General features: G+C 65.8%; 20 protein-coding genes. 14 read left to right on the forward strand and 6 right to left on the reverse strand.

What is annotated here, in order from left to right; translation table 11 throughout:
• Positions 1–5: 5 nt before the first annotated feature.
• From purN to nadC, 6 genes are all read left to right on the forward strand, one after another.
• Positions 6–668 (forward strand): phosphoribosylglycinamide formyltransferase, encoded by a 663-nt coding sequence (gene purN / locus WT24_RS26065; RefSeq protein WP_034208183.1) that lies wholly within the window; start codon positions 6–8, stop codon positions 666–668.
• A complete protein-coding gene (locus tag WT24_RS26070) occupies positions 665–1,930 on the forward strand; it encodes an RsmB/NOP family class I SAM-dependent RNA methyltransferase (RefSeq protein WP_059504725.1) in 1,266 nt (421 codons plus the stop codon). The genes purN and WT24_RS26070 overlap by 4 nt, the downstream gene beginning before the upstream one ends.
• A 17-nt stretch (positions 1,931–1,947) precedes the next feature.
• Positions 1,948–3,330: a mechanosensitive ion channel family protein gene (locus WT24_RS26075; protein ID WP_060036262.1), complete on the forward strand. Its 1,383-nt coding sequence runs from the start codon at positions 1,948–1,950 to the stop codon at positions 3,328–3,330.
• Between the two features lie 220 nt (positions 3,331–3,550).
• The gene (locus WT24_RS26080) at positions 3,551–4,747 is read left to right on the forward strand and encodes an acyl-CoA desaturase (protein WP_059504729.1); all 1,197 of its coding nucleotides are present in this window, start codon (positions 3,551–3,553) and stop codon (positions 4,745–4,747) included.
• Between the two features lie 303 nt (positions 4,748–5,050).
• Entirely contained in the window at positions 5,051–6,187 is a 1,137-nt protein-coding gene (nadA, locus tag WT24_RS26085; RefSeq protein ID WP_059795979.1) for a quinolinate synthase NadA, read from the forward strand.
• Positions 6,187–7,149 (forward strand): carboxylating nicotinate-nucleotide diphosphorylase, encoded by a 963-nt coding sequence (gene nadC, locus WT24_RS26090; protein ID WP_082742293.1) that lies wholly within the window; start codon positions 6,187–6,189, stop codon positions 7,147–7,149. The genes nadA and nadC overlap by 1 nt, the downstream gene beginning before the upstream one ends.
• 96 nt (positions 7,150–7,245) lie before the next feature.
• Here the strand turns inward: nadC and nadB are convergent, their stop codons facing one another.
• From nadB to radC, 4 genes are all read right to left on the reverse strand, one after another.
• On the reverse strand, positions 7,246–8,832 hold the full coding sequence (gene nadB / locus WT24_RS26095; protein ID WP_059504730.1) for an L-aspartate oxidase: 1,587 nt from the start codon (positions 8,830–8,832) through the stop codon (positions 7,246–7,248).
• 160 nt (positions 8,833–8,992) lie between these two features.
• Positions 8,993–9,160: a 50S ribosomal protein L33 gene (rpmG, locus tag WT24_RS26100; protein ID WP_006478046.1), complete on the reverse strand. Its 168-nt coding sequence runs from the start codon at positions 9,158–9,160 to the stop codon at positions 8,993–8,995.
• 17 nt (positions 9,161–9,177) lie between these two features.
• Complete coding sequence (rpmB, locus tag WT24_RS26105; protein WP_004186391.1) at positions 9,178–9,411, reverse strand: 50S ribosomal protein L28; 234 nt, start codon at positions 9,409–9,411, stop codon at positions 9,178–9,180.
• Positions 9,412–9,648: 237 nt separating this feature from the next.
• Positions 9,649–10,422 (reverse strand): DNA repair protein RadC, encoded by a 774-nt coding sequence (radC, locus tag WT24_RS26110; RefSeq protein ID WP_060036263.1) that lies wholly within the window; start codon positions 10,420–10,422, stop codon positions 9,649–9,651.
• Positions 10,423–10,557: 135 nt separating this feature from the next.
• Between radC and WT24_RS26115 the strand changes: the two genes are divergently transcribed.
• The 8 genes from WT24_RS26115 to WT24_RS26150 all read left to right on the forward strand — a co-directional run bounded on the left by WT24_RS26115 (position 10,558) and on the right by WT24_RS26150 (position 17,767).
• Entirely contained in the window at positions 10,558–11,013 is a 456-nt protein-coding gene (locus WT24_RS26115; protein ID WP_034208176.1) for a peptidylprolyl isomerase, read from the forward strand.
• A 2-nt stretch (positions 11,014–11,015) separates the two neighbouring features.
• Positions 11,016–11,996, forward strand: a complete 981-nt coding sequence (gene ispH / locus WT24_RS26120) for a 4-hydroxy-3-methylbut-2-enyl diphosphate reductase (protein ID WP_059504734.1) — start codon at positions 11,016–11,018, stop codon at positions 11,994–11,996.
• Positions 11,997–12,264: 268 nt separating this feature from the next.
• Positions 12,265–12,909, forward strand: a complete 645-nt coding sequence (locus WT24_RS26125; protein WP_059504736.1) for a hypothetical protein — start codon at positions 12,265–12,267, stop codon at positions 12,907–12,909.
• Positions 12,910–13,121: 212 nt separating this feature from the next.
• Positions 13,122–14,072, forward strand: a complete 951-nt coding sequence (locus WT24_RS26130) for a branched-chain amino acid ABC transporter permease (RefSeq protein ID WP_034208173.1) — start codon at positions 13,122–13,124, stop codon at positions 14,070–14,072.
• A gap of 19 nt (positions 14,073–14,091) precedes the next feature.
• The gene (locus WT24_RS26135) at positions 14,092–15,261 is read left to right on the forward strand and encodes an ABC transporter ATP-binding protein (protein WP_059504738.1); all 1,170 of its coding nucleotides are present in this window, start codon (positions 14,092–14,094) and stop codon (positions 15,259–15,261) included.
• A 23-nt stretch (positions 15,262–15,284) separates the two neighbouring features.
• Complete coding sequence (locus WT24_RS26140; protein ID WP_034178806.1) at positions 15,285–16,061, forward strand: ABC transporter ATP-binding protein; 777 nt, start codon at positions 15,285–15,287, stop codon at positions 16,059–16,061.
• Entirely contained in the window at positions 16,061–16,777 is a 717-nt protein-coding gene (locus WT24_RS26145) for an ABC transporter ATP-binding protein (protein ID WP_006750046.1), read from the forward strand. The genes WT24_RS26140 and WT24_RS26145 overlap by 1 nt, the downstream gene beginning before the upstream one ends.
• A 318-nt stretch (positions 16,778–17,095) precedes the next feature.
• Positions 17,096–17,767, forward strand: coding sequence for a DUF2278 family protein (locus tag WT24_RS26150; RefSeq protein WP_059504740.1), 672 nt, complete (start codon positions 17,096–17,098; stop codon positions 17,765–17,767).
• Between the two features lie 24 nt (positions 17,768–17,791).
• On the opposite strand, the gene WT24_RS26155 is transcribed toward WT24_RS26150, so the two are convergent.
• Positions 17,792–18,247 (reverse strand): GNAT family acetyltransferase, encoded by a 456-nt coding sequence (locus WT24_RS26155; RefSeq protein ID WP_034208170.1) that lies wholly within the window; start codon positions 18,245–18,247, stop codon positions 17,792–17,794.
• Between the two features lie 13 nt (positions 18,248–18,260).
• Positions 18,261–19,445 (reverse strand): acetylornithine transaminase, encoded by a 1,185-nt coding sequence (locus WT24_RS26160; RefSeq protein ID WP_060036264.1) that lies wholly within the window; start codon positions 19,443–19,445, stop codon positions 18,261–18,263.
• Positions 19,446–19,654 lie beyond the last annotated feature (209 nt).

Below are 19,654 nucleotides of genomic sequence, written 5' to 3' on the forward strand. Positions count from 1 at the left end.
CGCGGATGAAAAAACTCGTGATCCTGATTTCCGGTCGCGGCAGCAACATGGAGGCCATCGTCCGCGCGTGCGCGCAGGAACGCTGGCCGGCCGAGGTCGCCGCCGTGATCGCCAACCGGCCCGACGCGGCCGGCCTGGCTTTTGCCGCGTCGCACGGGGTGGCGACGGCGGTGGTCGACCACCGGTCGTTCGACGGCCGCGACAGCTTCGACGCGGCGCTCGCCGCGGAGATCGATCGTTTCTCGCCCGATCTCGTCGTCCTCGCCGGCTTCATGCGCATCCTCACGCCCGCTTTCGTCAGACGTTACGAGGGCCGGCTGCTGAATATCCATCCGTCACTGCTGCCGAGCTTCAAGGGCATCCACACGCACCAGCAGGCGCTGGATGCCGGCGTCGCTCTGCATGGCGCGAGCGTGCATTTCGTCATTCCCGAGCTCGACAGCGGCGCGATCGTCGCGCAGGGCGCGGTGCCCGTGCGCGCCGGCGACGACGCAGCGGCACTCGCGCGGCGCGTGCTGGCGGTCGAGCACGTGCTGTATCCGCGCGCGGTGCGCTGGTTCGTCGACGGCCGGTTGCGCCTCGAGAACGGCCGTGCAGTGGTGGCGCCCGACGAGGCGCGCTGGATTTTCGCGGATGAACCGCATACCGAAACGAGTGAGGGCGTATGAAGCTGCACGGATTCCTGATCGGCCAGACCGAGACTTTGCTGGCCGAGGTGCTGAAGTTCGCCGGCCCCGCCGACGCGACGACGAGCCGGTTCTTCCGTGCGCACCCGAAGCTCGGGCATGCCGAGCGCGGTGTGATCGCCGAGGCCGTGTTCGCGGTGCTGCGCCGGAAGATGGAGTTTTCGCATCTGGCCGAGAGCGGCACGGGCACGCCCGCGCGACGCCTCACGCTGCTCGGCCTGATGCAGACGGTCGGTCGCAATGCGCTGAAGCCGTTCCTGTCCGACACCGAGTCCGCATGGCTCGAGCACGTGTCGAAGATCGATCCGGCGAGCCTGCCCGTGCGCATTCGCACGAATCTGCCCGACTGGATTCACCAGGCGCTGTCGGCCCGTTTCGACGCCGACGAGCTCGCGCAACTCGCCGCCGCGCTGAACTACCCGGCGCCGCTCGACCTGCGTGCCAACGCGCAGAAGGCGAGCCGCGACCAGGTGATCGAAGCGCTGCGCGTGAGCGGCATCGACGCGGGCGCGACGCCGTTCGCGCCGTTCGGGGTGCGCGTGGTCGGCAAGCCGGCGCTGACGCGCCTGAAGCTGTTCGAGGAAGGGGCGATCGAGGTGCAGGACGAAGGCAGCCAGCTGCTGTGCTCGCTGGTCGCGCCGCGGCGCGGCGAGATGGTCGTCGATTTCTGCGCGGGCGCGGGCGGCAAGACGCTTGCGCTCGGCGCGATGATGCGCTCGACCGGGCGCCTGTATGCGTTCGACATCTCGGAAAAGCGCCTCGCGAAGCTGAAGCCGCGCCTCGCGCGCAGCGGGCTGTCGAACGTGAACCCGGTGCTGATCGACAGCGAGCACGACGCGAAGATCAAGCGGCTCGCGGGCAAGATCGACCGCGTGCTGGTCGACGCGCCGTGCAGCGGCCTCGGCACGTTGCGCCGCAATCCGGACCTGAAGTGGCGCCAGACGCGCACCGCGATCGACGAGCTGACGCCCAAACAGGCGTCGATCCTCGCGAGCGCCGCGCGGCTCGTGAAGAAGGGCGGCCGGCTCGTCTACGCGACCTGCAGCGTGCTCGACGCCGAGAACGAGCGCATCGTCGAACAGTTCCTGGCCGATCATCCCGACTTCGTGCTGGTGCCGGCGCAGCAGGTGCTGGCCGACCAGCGCATCGCGCTCGAGACGGGCGATTACCTGTCGCTGTGGCCGCATCGTCACGCGACTGACGGCTTCTTCGCCGCGGTGCTCGAACGCCGCGCCGCGCAGTAACGACGCCCGGACGGACGATGGAGAATCTGCAGAGTCGCCTGCTGTCGCACCGGCTGGCGTCGGTGATTCGCGATTTCCACCAGCCGGTGATGATCTGGCAGGCGGCGATCCTCGTCGGGGCGCTGTGTTTCGCGTGGGTAACCGCGCGCTTCGTGCACGGCCGGATCGACGCTCGGCGTCGGGCCGCTGGACGCGCACCGGGCGCGGGCGCGCAAAGCCTGAAGCGGGCGCTGTTTCCGCTGTTCGGCAGCGTGTTCGTCGGCGGCGCGCAGCTCGCGTTCGACCCGTTCATGTCGACGTCGCTGCTGTCGCTCGCGCTCGTGCCGCTGTTCGGCATCGGGCTGATCTACGTGCTGTTCTTCTTCGCGCGACGCGTGTTCGCGCGCGACGGCCACACGCACGCATGGCTGTCGATCGTCGAGAAGATCGTGTCGACCGTCGTGTGGGCCGCGATGGTGATGACCGTGCTCGGCATCCAGCACGACGTGCTCGGCTGGCTCGACAGCGTGCAGTTCCGGGTCGCGACTGCGCACCTCACGCTGCTGTCGGTGATTTCCGGCGCGCTGTGGGTCTGCGTGACGCTGATGGTCGCGATGTGGCTCGGCTCGGTGCTCGAGGATCGCCTGTCGCGCGCGAGCACGCTCGACGCGAACCTGAAGGTCGTGCTGTCGCGGGTCGGCCGCGCGCTGCTCGTGTTCGCGGCGATCCTGATCGGGCTGTCGCTCGTCGGCATCGACGTGACGGTGCTCGGCGTGTTCGGCGGCGCGGTGGGCGTCGGCCTCGGTTTCGGGTTGCAGAAGATCGCGAGCAACTACGTGTCGGGCTTCATCATCCTGCTCGACCGCTCGCTGCGGCTCGGCGATGCGATCAGCGTCGGCGGGCTGCAGGGCGTCGTCACGCAGATCCGCACGCGCTACACGGTCGTGCGCGGCCTCGACGGCAACGAGACGCTGATCCCGAACGAGAAGCTGATCACCGACGTCGTGCAGAACCAGTCGTCGTACCTGACGCGCGGCTACGCGAAAGTCGCGGTGCAGGTCGCGTACACGAGCGACGTCGAGCGGGCGCTCACGTTGCTCGCCGACGCCGCGAAGGACGTGCCGCGCGTGCTGGCCGAGCCGGCGCCGACTCCGTATCTCGTGAGTTTCGGCGCGGACGGGATCGACCTGGAGCTCGGCTTCTGGATCGAGGATGCGGCGAAAGGCACGTCGGGCGTGCGCTCGAGCGTGAACCGCAACATCTGGCGGCTGTTCAGCGAGCACGGGATTTCGATTCCGTTTCCGCAGCGCGAAGTGCGCGTGGTCGGGCTGCCGGACGGCTTTCCCGCGCCGGGCATGGCGGCCGGGGGCGATCCGGCGGCTGCCAATGGTGCGCTGGACGCGCGCACACCGGCGGCGTAGCGGGCGGGTGCGGTCGATCGTACCGATTCCGCGGTCGAAACCGGATCGTAGACCTTTTCCAGTCCGCCCGTGGACCGCGCGGATTGCGTCAAGGCAAGAAAATATTCATTTTTTACAAAGACTTGGAACGGTTGAAGTAAAATTCTGGTCTACACGCGGTATGCTTTCATTTTTCTGACGCTGGCGTGAGCCGGCGTCGCTCTCATCACAGGTAACTGCCTTGTTGAATTCCCTGCTCGATTTTCTTTCCCACGGGCTTCTGCATTTTTCGTGGTGGCAGGTCGCGCTGTTCGCGCTCGCCGTCACGCACGTCACGATCATCGGCGTAACGGTCTACCTGCACCGCTGCCAGGCGCACCGCGCGCTGGAGCTGCATCCGATCGCGAGCCATTTCTTCCGTTTCTGGCTGTGGATGACGACCGGGATGCTGACCGGCCAGTGGGCCGCGATTCATCGCAAGCACCACGCGAAGTGCGAAACCGAGGAAGATCCGCACAGCCCGCAGACGCGCGGCATCTGGAAGGTGTTCCTCGAGGGCGCCGAGCTGTACCGCGCGGAAGCGAAGAACGAGGAGACGATGCGCAAGTTCAGCCACGGCACGCCGAACGACTGGCTCGAGCGCAATCTCTACTCGAAGTACCCGATCCTCGGCATCAGCATGATGATGGTGATCGACGTCGCGCTGTTCGGCGTGCTCGGCCTGACCGTGTGGGCCGTGCAGATGGTGTGGATCCCGTTCTGGGCGGCGGGCGTCGTCAACGGCTTCGGTCACTTCTGGGGCTATCGCAACTTCAACTCGGCCGACGCGAGCACGAACCTGTTCCCGTGGGGCATCGTGATCGGCGGCGAAGAACTGCACAACAACCACCACACGTTCGCGACGTCGGCGAAGCTGTCGAACAAGTGGTACGAGTTCGACATCGGCTGGATGTACATCCGGATCATGTCGGCATTCGGTCTCGCCAAGGTCAAGAAGGTTGCGCCCACGCCGCGCCTGAACAAGCCGAAGACGGTGCTCGACCAGGAAACGCTGCAGGCCGTGCTGTCGAACCGCTACGAAGTGATGGCGCGCTACGGCAAGGCCGTGAAGCGTGCGTACCGCCAGGAGCTCGCGCACCTGAAGGAGCTCGGTTCGAGCGAGAAGTATCAGTTGATGCGCAGCGCGCGCAAGTGGTTCCACAAGGATGCCGACGGCCTCGACGAGCCGCAGAAAAAGCTGCTGCCGGAAATCTTCGCGAACAGCCAGAAGCTGCATACGTACTTCCAGCTGCGCCAGGATCTCGCCGCGATCTGGGATCGTTCGACCGCGTCGCGCGAACAACTTCTCGCGCAATTGCAGGATTGGTGCCATCGTGCAGAACAAAGCGGCATCAAGGCGCTGCAGGAATTCGCGATGCGCCTGCGTCGCTACGCCTGATTCGAAATCGATTAGAATCTCAGGACGTCACAAACCCCGCGTTGGCGGGGTTTTTTCATTTGGGCCACCGGTTTTTGACGGATCGGCAGCGCCTGAATGGGTATGAGGCTTGGGGAGATGGCGAGTGGGCGCCCCGGGCGAGTGCAAGGGATGGGATCGGGGCAGGGCGCCGAAGCGCCCACGCTGATCGACCGCGAAGCATGGGATCGGAGTAAGTGCTGAAGCGCTAACGCTGATCGACCGCGAAGCATGGGATTAGAGTAAGCGCTGAAGCGCTAACTCTGATCGACAGGAGATATGGAGATGCAATCGACGATCAAACCCGTCGAGTACGACCGGCCCGTCGCCGCAGGGACCGTATGCGGCGTGGGACAGGCGTGGGCCAAGGTGCCCGAGGCGCCGTCCGCCGAGGAGCGCGTTGCGCTGAAGGCGCGCATCAAGGCGTTGCTCGCCCGTGAAAAGGCCGTGCTGGTCGCCCACTACTACGTGGATGCCGAACTGCAGGAACTGGCCGACGAAACCGGCGGCTGCGTGGCCGATTCGCTCGAAATGGCTCGCTTCGGCCGCGATCACGACGCGCAGACGCTGGTCGTCGCCGGCGTGCGCTTCATGGGCGAAACCGCGAAGATCCTGAGCCCGAACAAACGGATCCTGATGCCCGATCTCGACGCGACCTGTTCGCTCGACCTCGGCTGCCCGGTCGACGAATTCTCGGCCTTCTGCGATGCGCATCCGGACCGTACCGTCGTCGTCTACGCGAACACCAGTGCGGCCGTGAAGGCGCGCGCGGACTGGATGGTCACGTCGTCGATCGGTCTCGAGATCGTGGCCGACCTGCACGCGCGCGGCGAAAAGATCATCTGGGCGCCCGACCGCCATCTGGGCAGCTATATCCAGAAGAAGACCGGCGCGGACATGCTGCTGTGGCAGGGCTCGTGCCTTGTCCACGACGAGTTCAAGGGCATCGAGCTCGATCTGCTGCGCGCCGAATATCCGGACGCGAAGGTGCTCGTCCATCCCGAGTCGCCGGAAAACGTCGTGGCGCAGGCCGATGTCGTCGGTTCGACCACGCAACTGATCGACGCGGCCGTCAAGTTCGACGCGAAGCGCTTCATCGTCGCCACCGATCTCGGCATCCTGCACAAGATGCAGCTTGCGGCGCCCGGCAAGACCTTCATCGCGGCGCCGACGGCCGGCAACAGCGCGACCTGCAAGAGCTGCGCGCACTGTCCGTGGATGGCGATGAACGGCCTCGCGAACCTGGCCGACGTGCTCGAACGCGGCCACAACGAGATTTTCGTCGATCCCGCGATCGGGGAGCGCGCGCGTTTGCCGATCGACCGGATGCTCGAATTCGCGGCCGCGCACAAGAAGCGCGTGCAGGCGAGCGGCGACTTGCAGCGCGACCAGCAACTGTTTGCGAACGTGGGGGCGGCGTAATGAACGGCCCCCACGCTCACATTCGTTCGGCCCCCCCCGAGGGGGCGGCCGCCTTCCCTGGGGGCGGCCCGGCGGAAGGCGCCGCGACTGCAGTCTCCCCGCTGTTCGAAGCCGTCCGCGCGCAATACGGCGCGGCATTCGACGCAGCGATCGCGCGCAACGTGGCCGATGCGATCGCCGAAGATGTCGGCACCGGCGACCAGACCGGGCGGCTCGTGCCGGCCGGCGAGCGCCGCCGTGCGCGGATCATCGTGCGCGAGGAAGCCGTGCTGTGCGGCGTACCGTGGTTCGACGCCGTGATCGCCCGGATCGATCCGTCGATCGTCGTGCAATGGCGCTATCGCGAAGGCGACCGGATGACGGCAGATTCGACCGTGTGCGAACTCGAAGGGCCGGCGCGCGCGCTGCTGACCGCCGAGCGCAACGGGCTGAACTTCCTGCAACTGCTGTCGGGCGTCGCGACCGCGACGCGACGTTACGTCGATCGCGTCGAAGGCACGCGCGCGAAGATCCTCGATACGCGCAAGACGCTGCCGGGGCTACGGCTCGCGCAGAAGTACGCCGTGCGCGTGGGCGGCGGCGAGAACCAGCGTCTCGCGCTGGACGACGGCATCCTGATCAAGGAGAACCACATCGCGGCGGCTGGCGGTGTCGGCGAGGCGCTCGATGCGGCGTTCGCGCTGGAGTCGGGCGTGCCCGTGCAGGTCGAAGTCGAGACGCTCGCGCAGCTCGACACGGCGCTCGCGCATGGCGCGCAGTCGGTGCTGCTCGACAACTTCACGCTCGACATGATGCGCGAAGCGGTGCGTGTGGCGAATGGCAAGGCCGTGCTCGAAGTATCGGGCGGCGTCAATTTCGATACGGTGCGCACGTTCGCGGAGACGGGCGTCGATCGCATCTCGATCGGTGCGCTGACGAAGGACGTGCGGGCGACGGACTATTCGATGCGGATTGTCGACTGATCGAACGTCGTTCGATCAGACAAAAGCCGTTGGCGCGCAAACGCCAACGGCTTTTTTCTTCTGCTGCGGACGCGACGGGGAAGGGCGGCGCGCCGCTCAGCGGCGTACGCGCGGCGTGAGCACGCTCGGCAATGCCTTCGGCAGCGTATGCGGCCAGTCGCGGCTGTAGTGCAGCCCGCGGCTTTCGCGGCGCGAGTGCGCGCTCTTCACGATCAGCGTCGCCACGTCGACGAGGTTGCGCAGTTCGAGCAGATCGCGCGTCACGCGGAAATTCGCGTAGTACTCGTGGATCTCGTCGCGCAGCAGCGACAGCCGGTGCTTCGCGCGCTCGAGGCGCTTGTCGGTGCGCACGATGCCGACGTAGTTCCACATCAGGCGGCGCAGTTCGTCCCAGTTGTGTGCAACGACGACTTCCTCGTCCGCATCCGACACGCGGCTTTCGTCCCAGGCGGGCAGCGCGGCGGGCGCGTCGGCGTCGAAGCCGGCCGCCTCGATCGCCCCGGCCGCCGCGCGGCCGATCACGAGGCATTCGAGCAGCGAGTTGCTCGCGAGCCGGTTCGCGCCGTGCAACCCCGTGTACGACGTTTCGCCGACCGCATACAGGCCGGCGAGATCGGTGCGGCCGGCGAGATCGGTGACGACGCCGCCGCACGTATAGTGCGCGGCCGGCACGACGGGGATCGGCTGTTTCGCGATGTCGATGCCGAATTCGAGGCAGCGCGCATGGATCGTCGGAAAATGTTCGCGCAGGAACGCTTCCGGCTGGTGGCTGATGTCGAGATACACGCAGTCGATCCCGCGCTTCTTGATCTCGAAGTCGATCGCGCGTGCGACGATGTCGCGCGGCGCGAGTTCGGCGCGCGGATCGTGCGCGGGCATGAAGCGCGTGCCGTCGGGCAGCTTCAGGAGGCCGCCTTCGCCGCGCACGGCTTCCGAAATCAGGAACGACTTCGCGTACGGATGAAACAGGCAGGTCGGGTGGAACTGGATGAATTCCATGTTCGACACGCGACAGCCGGCACGCCACGCCATCGCGATGCCGTCGCCGGTCGCGGTGTCGGGATTCGTCGTATACAGATAGACCTTGCCGGCGCCGCCGGTGGCGAGCACCGTATGCGGTGCCTCGATCGTGATCGTCCGGTCGTTGTCGACGTCGAGCGCATACAGGCCGTGACAGCGGCGGCCGGGCAGGCCGAGCCGGTCCGACGTGATCAGGTCGATCGCATGGTGGTTTTCGAAGAACGTGATGTTCGGATGCTGGCGCGCGCGCGCCGACAGCGTCGCCAGCACCGCATGGCCGGTCGCATCGGCCGCATGGATGATCCGGCGGTGACTGTGGCCACCTTCGCGCGTCAGGTGAAAGCCGAGTTCGGCCGCGTCGTCCTTCGTGAACGGCACGCCTTGCGAGATCAGCCATTCGATCGCTTCGCGGCCGTGCTCGACGATGTAGCGCGTCGCGCCTTCGTCGCACAAGCCGCCACCGGCGACCAGCGTGTCGTCGACGTGGTTCTCGATGCTGTCCGCCGAGTCGAGGACCGCCGCGATGCCGCCCTGCGCGTTATCGCTCGCCCCCTCCATCATCGAACGTTTCGCGATCAACGCGACACGTCGCGTGCTGGCCAGGTTGAGTGCGACCGACAGCCCTGCCAGGCCGCTGCCGACGATCGCCACGTCGAATTTCATGCTGCATCTCCATCGTTACGCTTTTTGATCTTGCGTTCCGTCGGCCGTCGCCGCGGAAAGGGGAGAGCATACCGCGTCGGGCGCGAGCGCGCGCGCCAAAACAAAAAGCCCCGCAGATGCGGGGCTTTTCGGTCGCCGTCAGGCTGGCAGAAACCGGAGATTACTTGATCTTGGTTTCTTTGTATTCCACATGCTTGCGGACGACGGGATCGAACTTCTTGATCGCCATCTTTTCCGGCATGTTGCGCTTGTTCTTCGTGGTCGTGTAGAAGTGACCCGTACCAGCGGTCGACTCGAGCTTGATCTTGTCGCGGGCGCCTTTTGCCATGATTGTGCTCCTTGGGCTTAGGCTTCGCCGCGTGCGCGCAGGTCAGCGAGCACGGAATCGATGCCGTTCTTGTCGATCAGGCGCAGGCCGGCGTTCGAGACGCGCAGGCGCACCCAGCGGTTTTCGCTCTCTACCCAGAACCGGCGGTTTTGCAGGTTCGGCAGGAAGCGACGCTTCGTCTTGTTGTTGGCGTGGGAAACGTTGTTGCCGCTCATCGGCGCTTTCCCAGTTACTTGGCATACGCGTGCCATGAGAGCACTCCTAATACGCTAAATTCGGGGTTCGATCGCCGGTGAAGGTTCCATCGCACCGCCACGTGATCCATGGCTGCACTCAGAACGCCGTAGCCCTTACAGACAAGGCCCTTCGATGGCTAGAACTGGTTGGAAAAAAGACAGACGGCGATTCTAGCAGAAAAAGTTCAGAAAAATCAAACCTAATTTCGCTTCGCCGTTGCGGCGCCTTGGGATGGGCCGCCGCGCCACAGTCTACAGCCAACCGGCCCGCGCGAACGAAAAAGTATCGCTGACGCCGACGACGATGTGATCGAGCAGCCGCACGTCGACGAGCTCGAGCGCGTCTTTCAGCACGCGGGTCAGGCGGCGGTCTTCCGCGCTCGGCTGCACCGTGCCCGACGGATGGTTGTGCGCGACGATCAGCGCCGCGGCGTTGTGTTTCATCGCGCGGCGCACGATCTCGCGCGGATAGACGGCCATGCGCGTAAGCGAGCCGCGCGCGATTTCCTCCATGTCGATCAGGCAGTTGCGCGCGTCCAGGTAGACCGCGATGAACACTTCGTACTGGCGCGTGCCGATCTTCAGTCGCAAACAATCCTCGACGGCACCGGGCGAGTCGATCTGCATCCGTTCTTCCGCTTTCTCCACCAGCATGCGCCGCGCGATCTCGGTGACCGCGACGAGGCGCGCGGAGCGCGCGGGGCCGATGCCGGGATGCGCCTCGAAATCGTCGGTGGTCGCTTCGAGCAGCCCGTGCAACGTGCCGAACTGCTCGACCAGTCCGCGGGCGGTGACGAATACGTCGTGCCCGGGCTTGCCGGTGCCGAGCAGCAGCGCGATCAGCTCGTCGTCGGTCAGCGCGGCCGGCCCGCGTTCCACCAGCCGTTCGCGCGGCCGCTCGGGCCGCCAGTCGCCCGTGCGGCGCCTGCGCCGGTTGATCGGGATGACGCGGCCGGGCGGATCGGCCGGCGTGTCGGCGGTGTCGCGGCATTCGGCCGACGGCAGGATGGGGCGGGGTGACGGCATGATCGGAACTCCATTGGCGGCAGGCGGCGTGCGCAACGTCGTCGCACTTTCCGCCTTGCACGCTCAGGTGACTTACAATATTGGCTTTGCGCCGGGCCATTCGGCCGTATCGGGCGCCGACTGAACGAGTAATTCATGAGCCTCATCGATCTATCCGAAGTGAAGCCCGGTTCCCACGTCACGTTGCATTACCGGCTGGCACTGGCCGACGGCGCCGACATCGTCAACACCTTCTCGGACAAGCCGGCCACGCTGTTGCTGGGCGCGGGGCAACTGGCGCCATCGCTGGAACAGATTCTGCTCGGGCTCAGGGTCGGCGACCACTCGACTTTTCAGCTAGCCCCCGATCAGGGGTTCGGCCCCCGCAATCCCGACATGCTCCAGCGCGTGACGCTGTCGACGCTGCGCGAGAACGGAATGGTCGGCGACGATTTCACGCCGGGCGAACTCATCGAGTTCAATGCACCGGATGGCGGGCGCTACGCGGGGGTGCTGAAGGAAGTCGGCGAGACCTCGGCACTGTTCGACTTCAATCATCCGCTCGCGGGCCAGGCGCTCACGTTCGAAGTGAAAATCATCGGAATCCTGTAATCATGAGTACCACCGATATGCTGTCCGGGCAGACCGTCGCCGCCGACGCCGAAATCCTGCTGGCCCAGCCGCGCGGCTTCTGTGCGGGCGTCGACCGCGCGATCGAGATCGTCGAGCGCGCCATCGCGATGCACGGTGCGCCGATCTACGTTCGTCACGAAATCGTCCACAACAAGTACGTGGTCGAGGATCTGAAGAAGAAGGGCGCGATCTTCGTCGAAGAGCTCGAGGAAGTGCCGGCCGGCAATACCGTGATCTTCAGTGCGCACGGCGTGTCGAAAGCCGTGCGCGACGAGGCCGACGTACGCGGGCTGCGCATTTACGACGCAACCTGCCCGCTCGTCACGAAGGTGCACGTCGAGGTCGCGAAGATGCGCCAGGACGGCGTCGACATCGTCATGATCGGGCACAAGGGCCATCCCGAAGTCGAAGGCACGATGGGCCAGGTCGAGCGCGGCATGCACCTCGTCGAAAGCGTCGAGGACGTGCAGAAGCTCGAGCTCGCCGATCCCGAGCGCATCGCGCTCGTCACGCAGACGACGCTGTCCGTCGACGACGCGGCCGAAATCATCGGCGCGCTGAAGGCGAAGTATCCGAAGATCCGCGAACCGAAGAAGCAGGACATCTGCTATGCGACGCAGAACCGCCAGGACGCGGTGAAGTTCATGGCACCGCAATGCGATGTCGTGATCGTGGTCGGGAGCCCGAACAGTTCGAATTCGAGCCGGCTGCGCGAAGTGGCGGAAAAGCGCGGCGTGGCCGCGTACATGGTTGACGCGCCCGACCAGATCGATCCGGCATGGGTCGCCGGCAAGCGCCGCATCGGCGTGACGGCCGGCGCGTCGGCGCCCGAGGTGCTCGCCCAGGCCGTGATCGCACGGCTGCGCGAACTCGGCGTGCGCAACGTCCGCGCACTCGACGGCATCGAGGAAAACGTGTCGTTTCCGCTGCCGCGCGGGTTGAACCTGCCGCCCGCCACTTGATTGCCGCATCGCACCCGCGGAATACCGAAGCGCGCCTCCCGGCGCGCTTTTTTTGTGTGTCGAAATTGCGATCGCAACCATGATTCCCAATCGTGGTGCAACCCGGTTGCTCCCGGCGCGCTCAATCGTGTCTCAAAATTGGTTGCAATGCAGGAAAACCCCATCGAATCAGGAATATTGGCGTCCTGTAAATGGAGTTACAATGCGCCCGTTTTCAAGCCGGAATGGCTTTGAAATCGGGTTTTGGCAAGGCGCGGGAGACCATTCAATGCATGTGAAGTTGGCTTACGCCGTGTCCGTCGCCGCACCGGTTGCAATCCTTGCCGGCTGCAGCAAAAAGAGCGACGACGGGGCGGGCAGGGAAGCTGCGGGGTTCGCGGCGCCATCGGCCAGCGGCGGGCGCGTCGCCGGAAGCGGACGTGCGGCGCCATCGGCGCGCCGTCTCGCGCAACTGGGCAGGGACAAGGAATACGGGGCACGTTTGACGATCGAGGAAATCAACGCGCTTGGCCCGACGAGCGGGCCGGCAGCGGGCATGCAGGCTGCGTCGCGGCAAGCGGCCGGTCGACGGATGCCGGACGATCGCGGCGTTGCCCGCAGCGTGCCGAGGCCACTGTCCCCCCTTCGATTCGATTCGACGAAACGGCATGCCGCCGCGACCGCCCGTGTCGGGGCGCGCAGCCTGGTTCGTACGATGGATTCCGATGCAGTCCTGACGGAAGTCGGGCGCGATTGCCGCAACGCCTTGCCGGGCGACGCGGCGCGGAATCCGCTCCGTCCGGGCGCGATGTTTGCGTGGCACCGGACGGGCCAAGGCACGGATGCCGGGCAACCGGACGACGGCCGTCTCGGCATGCTGCCCCACGACTTCAAGGAGGCCACGAACACCGTCCTCGATGTCGTGACGATTTAGCGACGGGACTCACGACGGCACCGAAACAGTGCGGTGCCGTTTTCGTATCCGCTCCGGCGGCAGGCCCGGCCGTACAGGCCGGGCGGCGCGCGCCGGGACGATCCACCCTTACCGGTATCGAACTAGTACCCGCAGTGTCGCCGAGAAGGCGCGATTCCTCGCTTACCGGCGGGGCGCAACGTCCTCCGGCAGCATGGGCCAAGGAGCTTTAAATGGATATTTTCGTCCAGCAGGTTCTCAACGGGCTGGTGCTCGGCAGTGTGTACGCCATCATCGCGTTGGGATACACGATGGTGTACGGCATTCTCGGCATCATCAACTTCGCGCACGGCGACGTGCTGATGATCGGCGCGATGGTCGCACTGTCGGCCATCACCGTGCTGCAGAACCACTTTCCCGGACTCGGCAACGTCGCGACGCTGACGATCGGCCTGGGCATCGCCGCGGTCGTCTGTGCGTTCGTCGGCTTCACGATCGAGCGCGTCGCGTACCGTCCGCTGCGCCGCGCGCCGCGCCTCGCGCCGCTGATCACCGCGATCGGCGTGTCGATCCTGCTGCAGACGGCCGCGATGATCATCTGGTCGCGCAACCCGCTGCCGTTCCCGCAATTGCTGCCGACCGACCCGATCAACGTGATCAAGGCGACCGACACGACGCCCGGCGCCGTGATCTCGGTCACTGAAATCGTGATCATCGCGGTCGCGTTCATCGTGATGGGCGGCCTGCTGCTGCTCGTGCACAAGACCAAGCTCGGCCGCGCGATGCGCGCGATCGCCGAAAGCCCGAACACCGCGAGCCTGATGGGCGTGAACCCGAACTTCGTGATCTCGGCAACCTTCATGATCGGCTCCGCGCTCGCCGCGCTGGCCGGCGTGATGATCGCGTCCGAATACGGCAACGTGCACTTCTACATGGGCTTCATCCCCGGCATGAAGGCGTTCACCGCGGCGGTGCTCGGCGGGATCGGCAACCTCGGCGGCGCGATGGTCGGCGGCGTGCTGCTCGGCCTGATCGAGCAGCTCGGGGCCGGCTACATCGGCAACCTCACGGGCGGCGTATTCGGCAGCAACTACCAGGACGTGTTCGCCTTCATCGTGCTGATCGTCGTGCTGGTGTTCCGTCCGTCGGGCCTGCTGGGCGAACGGGTCGCGGATCGCGCGTAACGGAAGGGGAGCAAACAACATGACATCCATTCAACCGATCGAATCGTCGACGTCGCTCGTCGAAGAGCGCAACACCGCCAAGACCGTCGTCATCGGCCTCCTCACCGCGGTCCTCGTGATCGCCGCGCCGATCGTGATCGGCTCGGCCGGCGGCAACTACTGGGTGCGCGTGCTCGACTTCGCGATGCTGTACGTGATGCTCGCGCTGGGCCTGAACGTGGTGGTCGGCTTCGCCGGCCTGCTCGACCTCGGCTACATCGCGTTCTACGCGGTGGGCGCGTACACGGCGGCACTGCTGAGCTCGCCGCACCTGACCTCGCAATTCGAGTGGATCGCGGCGCTCGCGCCGAACGGCCTGCACGTGCCGTTCCTGATCATCGTGCCGATCGCGATGGCGCTGGCGGCGACCTTCGGGATCCTGCTCGGGGCACCGACGCTGCGCCTGCGCGGCGACTATCTGGCGATCGTGACGCTCGGCTTCGGTGAAATCGTCCGGATCTTCATGAACAACCTCGACCGTCCGGTGAACATCACCAACGGCCCGAAGGGGATCACGGGCATCGATCCGGTGCACGTCGGCGGCTTCAACCTGTCGCAGACGCATACGCTGTTCGGCTTCCAGCTGCCGTCGGTCTACATGTACTACTACCTGTTCGTGCTCTGCTCGCTGCTGGTGATCTGGGTGTGTACGCGTCTGCAGCACTCGCGTATCGGCCGTGCATGGGCAGCGATCCGCGAAGACGAGATCGCGGCGAAGGCGATGGGCATCAACACCCGTAACGTGAAGCTGCTGGCGTTCGCGATGGGCGCATCGTTCGGCGGCCTGTCGGGCTCGATGTTCGGCGCGTTCCAGGGCTTCGTGTCGCCCGAGTCGTTCACGTTCTGGGAATCGATCGTCGTGCTCGCCTGCGTGGTGCTCGGCGGCATGGGCCATATCCCGGGCGTGATCCTGGGCGCGGTGCTGCTCGCGATCTTCCCGGAATTCCTGCGCTCGACGATGAGCCCGCTGCAGCATGCGCTGTTCGGTCATGACGTCGTCGATACCGAAGTGATCCGTCAGGCGCTGTACGGCCTCGCGATGGTGATCATCATGCTGTACCGCTCGGAAGGCCTGTGGCCCGCGCCGAAGCATGAGGACAAGATCGCGAAACTGGCGAAGCGCAACAGCAAGAAGCCGGTGCGCGCTTAACCAACGGACAAGGGGATACACACATGAGCGACAAGCAAATCCGACTGTCCGTGCAGGGCGTGAACAAGCGTTTCGGCGGCCTGCAGGCGCTGTCCGACGTCGGCCTCCAGATCAAGGAAGGCGAGATCTACGGCCTGATCGGCCCGAACGGCGCCGGCAAGACGACGTTCTTCAACGTGATCACGGGCCTCTACACGCCGGACTCCGGCGACTTCAAGCTGGACGGCCAGAACTACACGCCGACGGCCGTGCACCAGGTGGCCAAGGCCGGCATCGCGCGCACGTTCCAGAACATCCGCCTGTTCGGGGGGATGACGGCGCTCGAGAACGTGATGGTGGGCCGCCACGTGCGCACCAAGCACGGGCTGCTCGGCGCGGTGTTCCAGACGCCGGCCGAACGCCAGGAAGAGCGCGAGATCAAGGAACGCGCGATCGAGCTGCTCGAATACGTCGGCGTGCTGCAGTACGCCGACTACACGTCGCGCAACCTGTCGTACGGTCACCAGCGTCGTCTGGAAATCGCACGGGCCCTTGCGACCGATCCGAAGCTGCTCGCGCTCGACGAGCCGGCCGCCGGGATGAACGCGACCGAGAAGGTCGAACTCACGCGCCTGCTCGACAAGATCCGCTCGGACGGCCGCACGATCCTGCTGATCGAGCACGACGTGAAGCTCGTGATGGGGCTGTGCAACCGGATGACGGTGCTCGATTACGGCAAGGTGATCGCCGAGGGTCTGCCGCAGGACGTGCAGAAGAATCCGAAGGTGATTGAGGCATATCTCGGCGCAGGGGTGCACTGATGGCAGCGGCAATGTTGAAAATCAAGGGCTTGCAGGTCAACTACGGCGGCATCCAGGCCGTCAAGGGCGTTGACATGGAAGTCCGTCAGGGCGAGCTCGTGACGCTGATCGGCGCGAACGGCGCCGGCAAGACCACGACGATGAAGGCGATCACCGGCCTGAAGCCGTACTCGGCAGGCGACATCGAGTACGACGGCAAGTCGATCAAGGGCGTGCCGTCGCACGAACTGCTCAAGCGCGGGCTCGCGATGGTGCCGGAAGGCCGCGGGATCTTCGCGCGGATGTCGATCATCGAGAACATGCAGATGGGCGCGTACCTGCGCAACGACAACGAGCAGATCAAGAAGGACGTCGACCGGATGTTCGGCTTTTTCCCGCGCCTGAAGGAACGGGCGACGCAGCTCGCGGGCACGCTGTCGGGCGGCGAGCAGCAGATGCTGGCGATGTCGCGCGCGATTCTGAGCAAGCCGAAGTTGCTGCTGCTCGACGAGCCATCGATGGGTCTGTCGCCGATCATGGTCGAGAAGATCTTCGAAGTGGTGCGCGAGATTTCGAAGGAAGGCATCACGGTGCTGCTGGTCGAGCAGAACGCACGCCTCGCGCTGCAGGCGGCCGACCGCGGCTACGTGATGGATTCGGGCACGGTCACGATGGAAGGCGATGCGAAGCAGATGCTCGACGATCCGAAGGTGCGGGCTGCGTATCTCGGTGAATGAATGAGCGGGCCCGGCGCGGCGGCGGTTGCCGGCGCGTCGCGCAAGGGCTTTCGAAAAGCTGTCGCGGGATGCCGTGACAGCTTTTTTTTCGTCCGGCGTGTCCGGCGGCGAACTGTGCTCGCGGATGCGACGCCATTCATCGGGTAGCGAGGCCGGCCACGCGGTGCGGGACACGGCGGCGTGTCGGTTTGCCGGCAGCCGGCCGCCACCGGCCCTCCGCCACCGGCCGTCCGCCACTGGCCCTTTGCCACCGGCCCTCCGCAAACCGACACGCGGGAGGCGTAGCATGGCCGATCCATCGCGATACGGAGAGCACGCATGAGTCTGGACTACGGTTTCGTGAAGGCGAAGGTGACGTCGGTGGCGCAGCTGAAGGGCTCACCGCACGGCAGCGAGATCCAGTATCACATCCATCTGACACTCGCGTTGCCGAGCGGCGACTGGGATGTCGCGGTCAATGTTGGCACCAACGATGCGGATGACCTGCTGAACTACAAGCTCGTCTACGATTTCCATCATCCGATCACGGCGACGCTGGCGGCCGCAGCCGAAGGCTATACGGACCTCACCGGGCACGCCGCGCTACCTGCGCTCGACTATTTGCGCAGCGATATCCTGAACGAGACGGGGGCGTGGCGCGCGAGCGCCGTGATGGACGGCACCGAGCACGCGGAGCCGATTCCGTCGCTGCTGCGGCTCGTCAATGCCGCCCAGTCGCAAGGGCTCGATGTGGTCGTTTTCGGCCGCACGTATGCGCAAGGCAACGGCATCCACGACACGCACATGAACCAGGGCTCGACAGGCTCGAACTACCTGCACCGCGCGGGCAACGACCGCAACGACCACAACGACGTGTGGCAGGACGGCGCGCTGATCGTGCGCGTGAGCGACACGCAGTGGGCCGCGTATTTCGCGGCGTTCGAGCAGCAGGCCGTGCCGACCGACGCGCTCGGCAATCCGCTGCCGGGCGCGGGGCCGATCACGCGCTGAGCCGTGCCGCTGCCGGCGGCCGTGTTACGCGGCGGGCAGCGTCTTGCCGAACGAGATGCGTTCCTCGACGCGATAGCCGAGCGCCGCATAGAAGCGGCATGCGTCGTCGTTGCCGGGCAGCACCTGCAGGTTGATCTTCAGGCAGCCGCGCGCGGCGAGCGCGCGCTCCGCATGTGCGATCAGCGCGCGGCCGACGCCGAGCCGGCGTACGTCGTTCGCGACGCCGAACGAATAGAGCCAGCCGCGATGTCCGTCGAAACCGGCCATCAGCGTGCCGACGACGCGCGCCCCGCTGGTCGCGACGAAGAACAGCTCCGGCTGCGTCGCGAGCTTCAGCTCGATCGATCGTAGCGGATCGCGGTGCGGCGGCGCACCGGCTTCGTCGTACTGCGGGAACGCGTCGCGCCATACCGCGAGGACGGCATCGGTGTCGGCGCGTTCGAACGGGCGGATCACGACAGCATCGGCGGCGGCATCCATCGCGGCGGCTCCCTTACAGCGTGTCGAGGATCGACCGCAGCATCGCCATCATCCGGTCGATTTCTTCGGTCGTCACGTTCAGCGCGGGCATGAAGCGCAGCAGGTTCGGCCGCGCGGCATTCAGCAGCAGGCCGTCGGGCTGCATGTCGCGCGCCTTCTCGACGATCTGCGGGCCGATGTCCTTGCCGAGCAGCAGCGCGCGCAGCAGGCCTTCGCCGCGTTCGCCCTCGAAGCCGCGCTCCTCCGCAAGCTCGAGCAGCTTGCGCTTCAGGTATTCGCCGCGCTCGCGCACGCCTTCGAGGAAGCCGGGCGCGACGAGCTGCGAGATGACCGAATAACCGACCGCCGTCATCAGCGGGTTGCCGTTGTACGTGCCGCCCTGGTCGCCGGCCTCGAACACCGCGACATCGGCCTTCGACAGCAGCGCCGCGAGCGGCACGCCGCTGCCGATGCCCTTGCCGAGCGTCATGACGTCCGGCTCGATATCGGCGAGTTCGTACGCGAACAGCGTGCCCGCGCGACCGCAGCCGCTCTGTACTTCGTCGACGATCAGCAGCAGGTTGTGCTGTTTCGTCAGTGCGCGCAACTCGCGCATGAATTCGCGCGTGGCCGGAATCACGCCGCCTTCGCCCTGGATCGGTTCGAGCATCACCGCGACGGTCTTGTCGGTGATCAGCTTCTCGACCGAGTTGATGTTGTTCAGTTCGGCCTTCGGGAAGCCCGGCACCTGCGGCGCGTAGATCGTGTCCCAGCCCGGCTTGCCGCTGGCCGACATCGTCGCGAGCGTGCGGCCGTGGAAGCTGTGATCGAACGTGATGATCTCGTACGCGCCGTTCCTGAACTTGCGGCCCCACTTGCGCGCGAGCTTGATCGCGCCTTCGTTCGCCTCGGCGCCGCTGTTCGTGAAGAACACCTTGTCGAACACGCTGTGCTGCGTGAGCAGCGCCGCGAGCTTCGCCATCGGCTCGTTGTAGAACGCCGGCGACGGGTTCAGCAGCTTGTCGGCCTGCGTTTTCAGTGCTTCGACGACACCGTCGTTGCAGTGACCGAGGCTGTTGACGGCCCAGCCCTGGATGAAGTCCAGATAGCGCTTGCCCGTGTGATCGTAGAGCCACGAACCCTTGCCGTGCGTAAACACGATGTCGGGGCGGTTCGTGATGTACATCAGCGAGTCGATCGGATAATCGTTCAGGGGCATGGCGGCAGACTCCAGCGGGCGTTGAAAGGAAACGGGCAATAAAAAAGCCACGGAAGGCCGTGGCTGGTGGGTCGAACAGCTTGTGCGTAACCGGTGAAGCGGAGGAGGGTTACGCGCGAGTCCGTGACGAGCCGGCGGCATCCGGGCGGAGCGGCGAGCGGCGACGTCGGAGAGCGGACAGGAAGCGGTTCATGTGCGCAAGCATAAGG

Origin of the sequence: Burkholderia sp. MSMB1078WGS, assembly GCF_001528895.1 — a bacterium.
Taxonomy (GTDB): domain Bacteria; phylum Pseudomonadota; class Gammaproteobacteria; order Burkholderiales; family Burkholderiaceae; genus Burkholderia.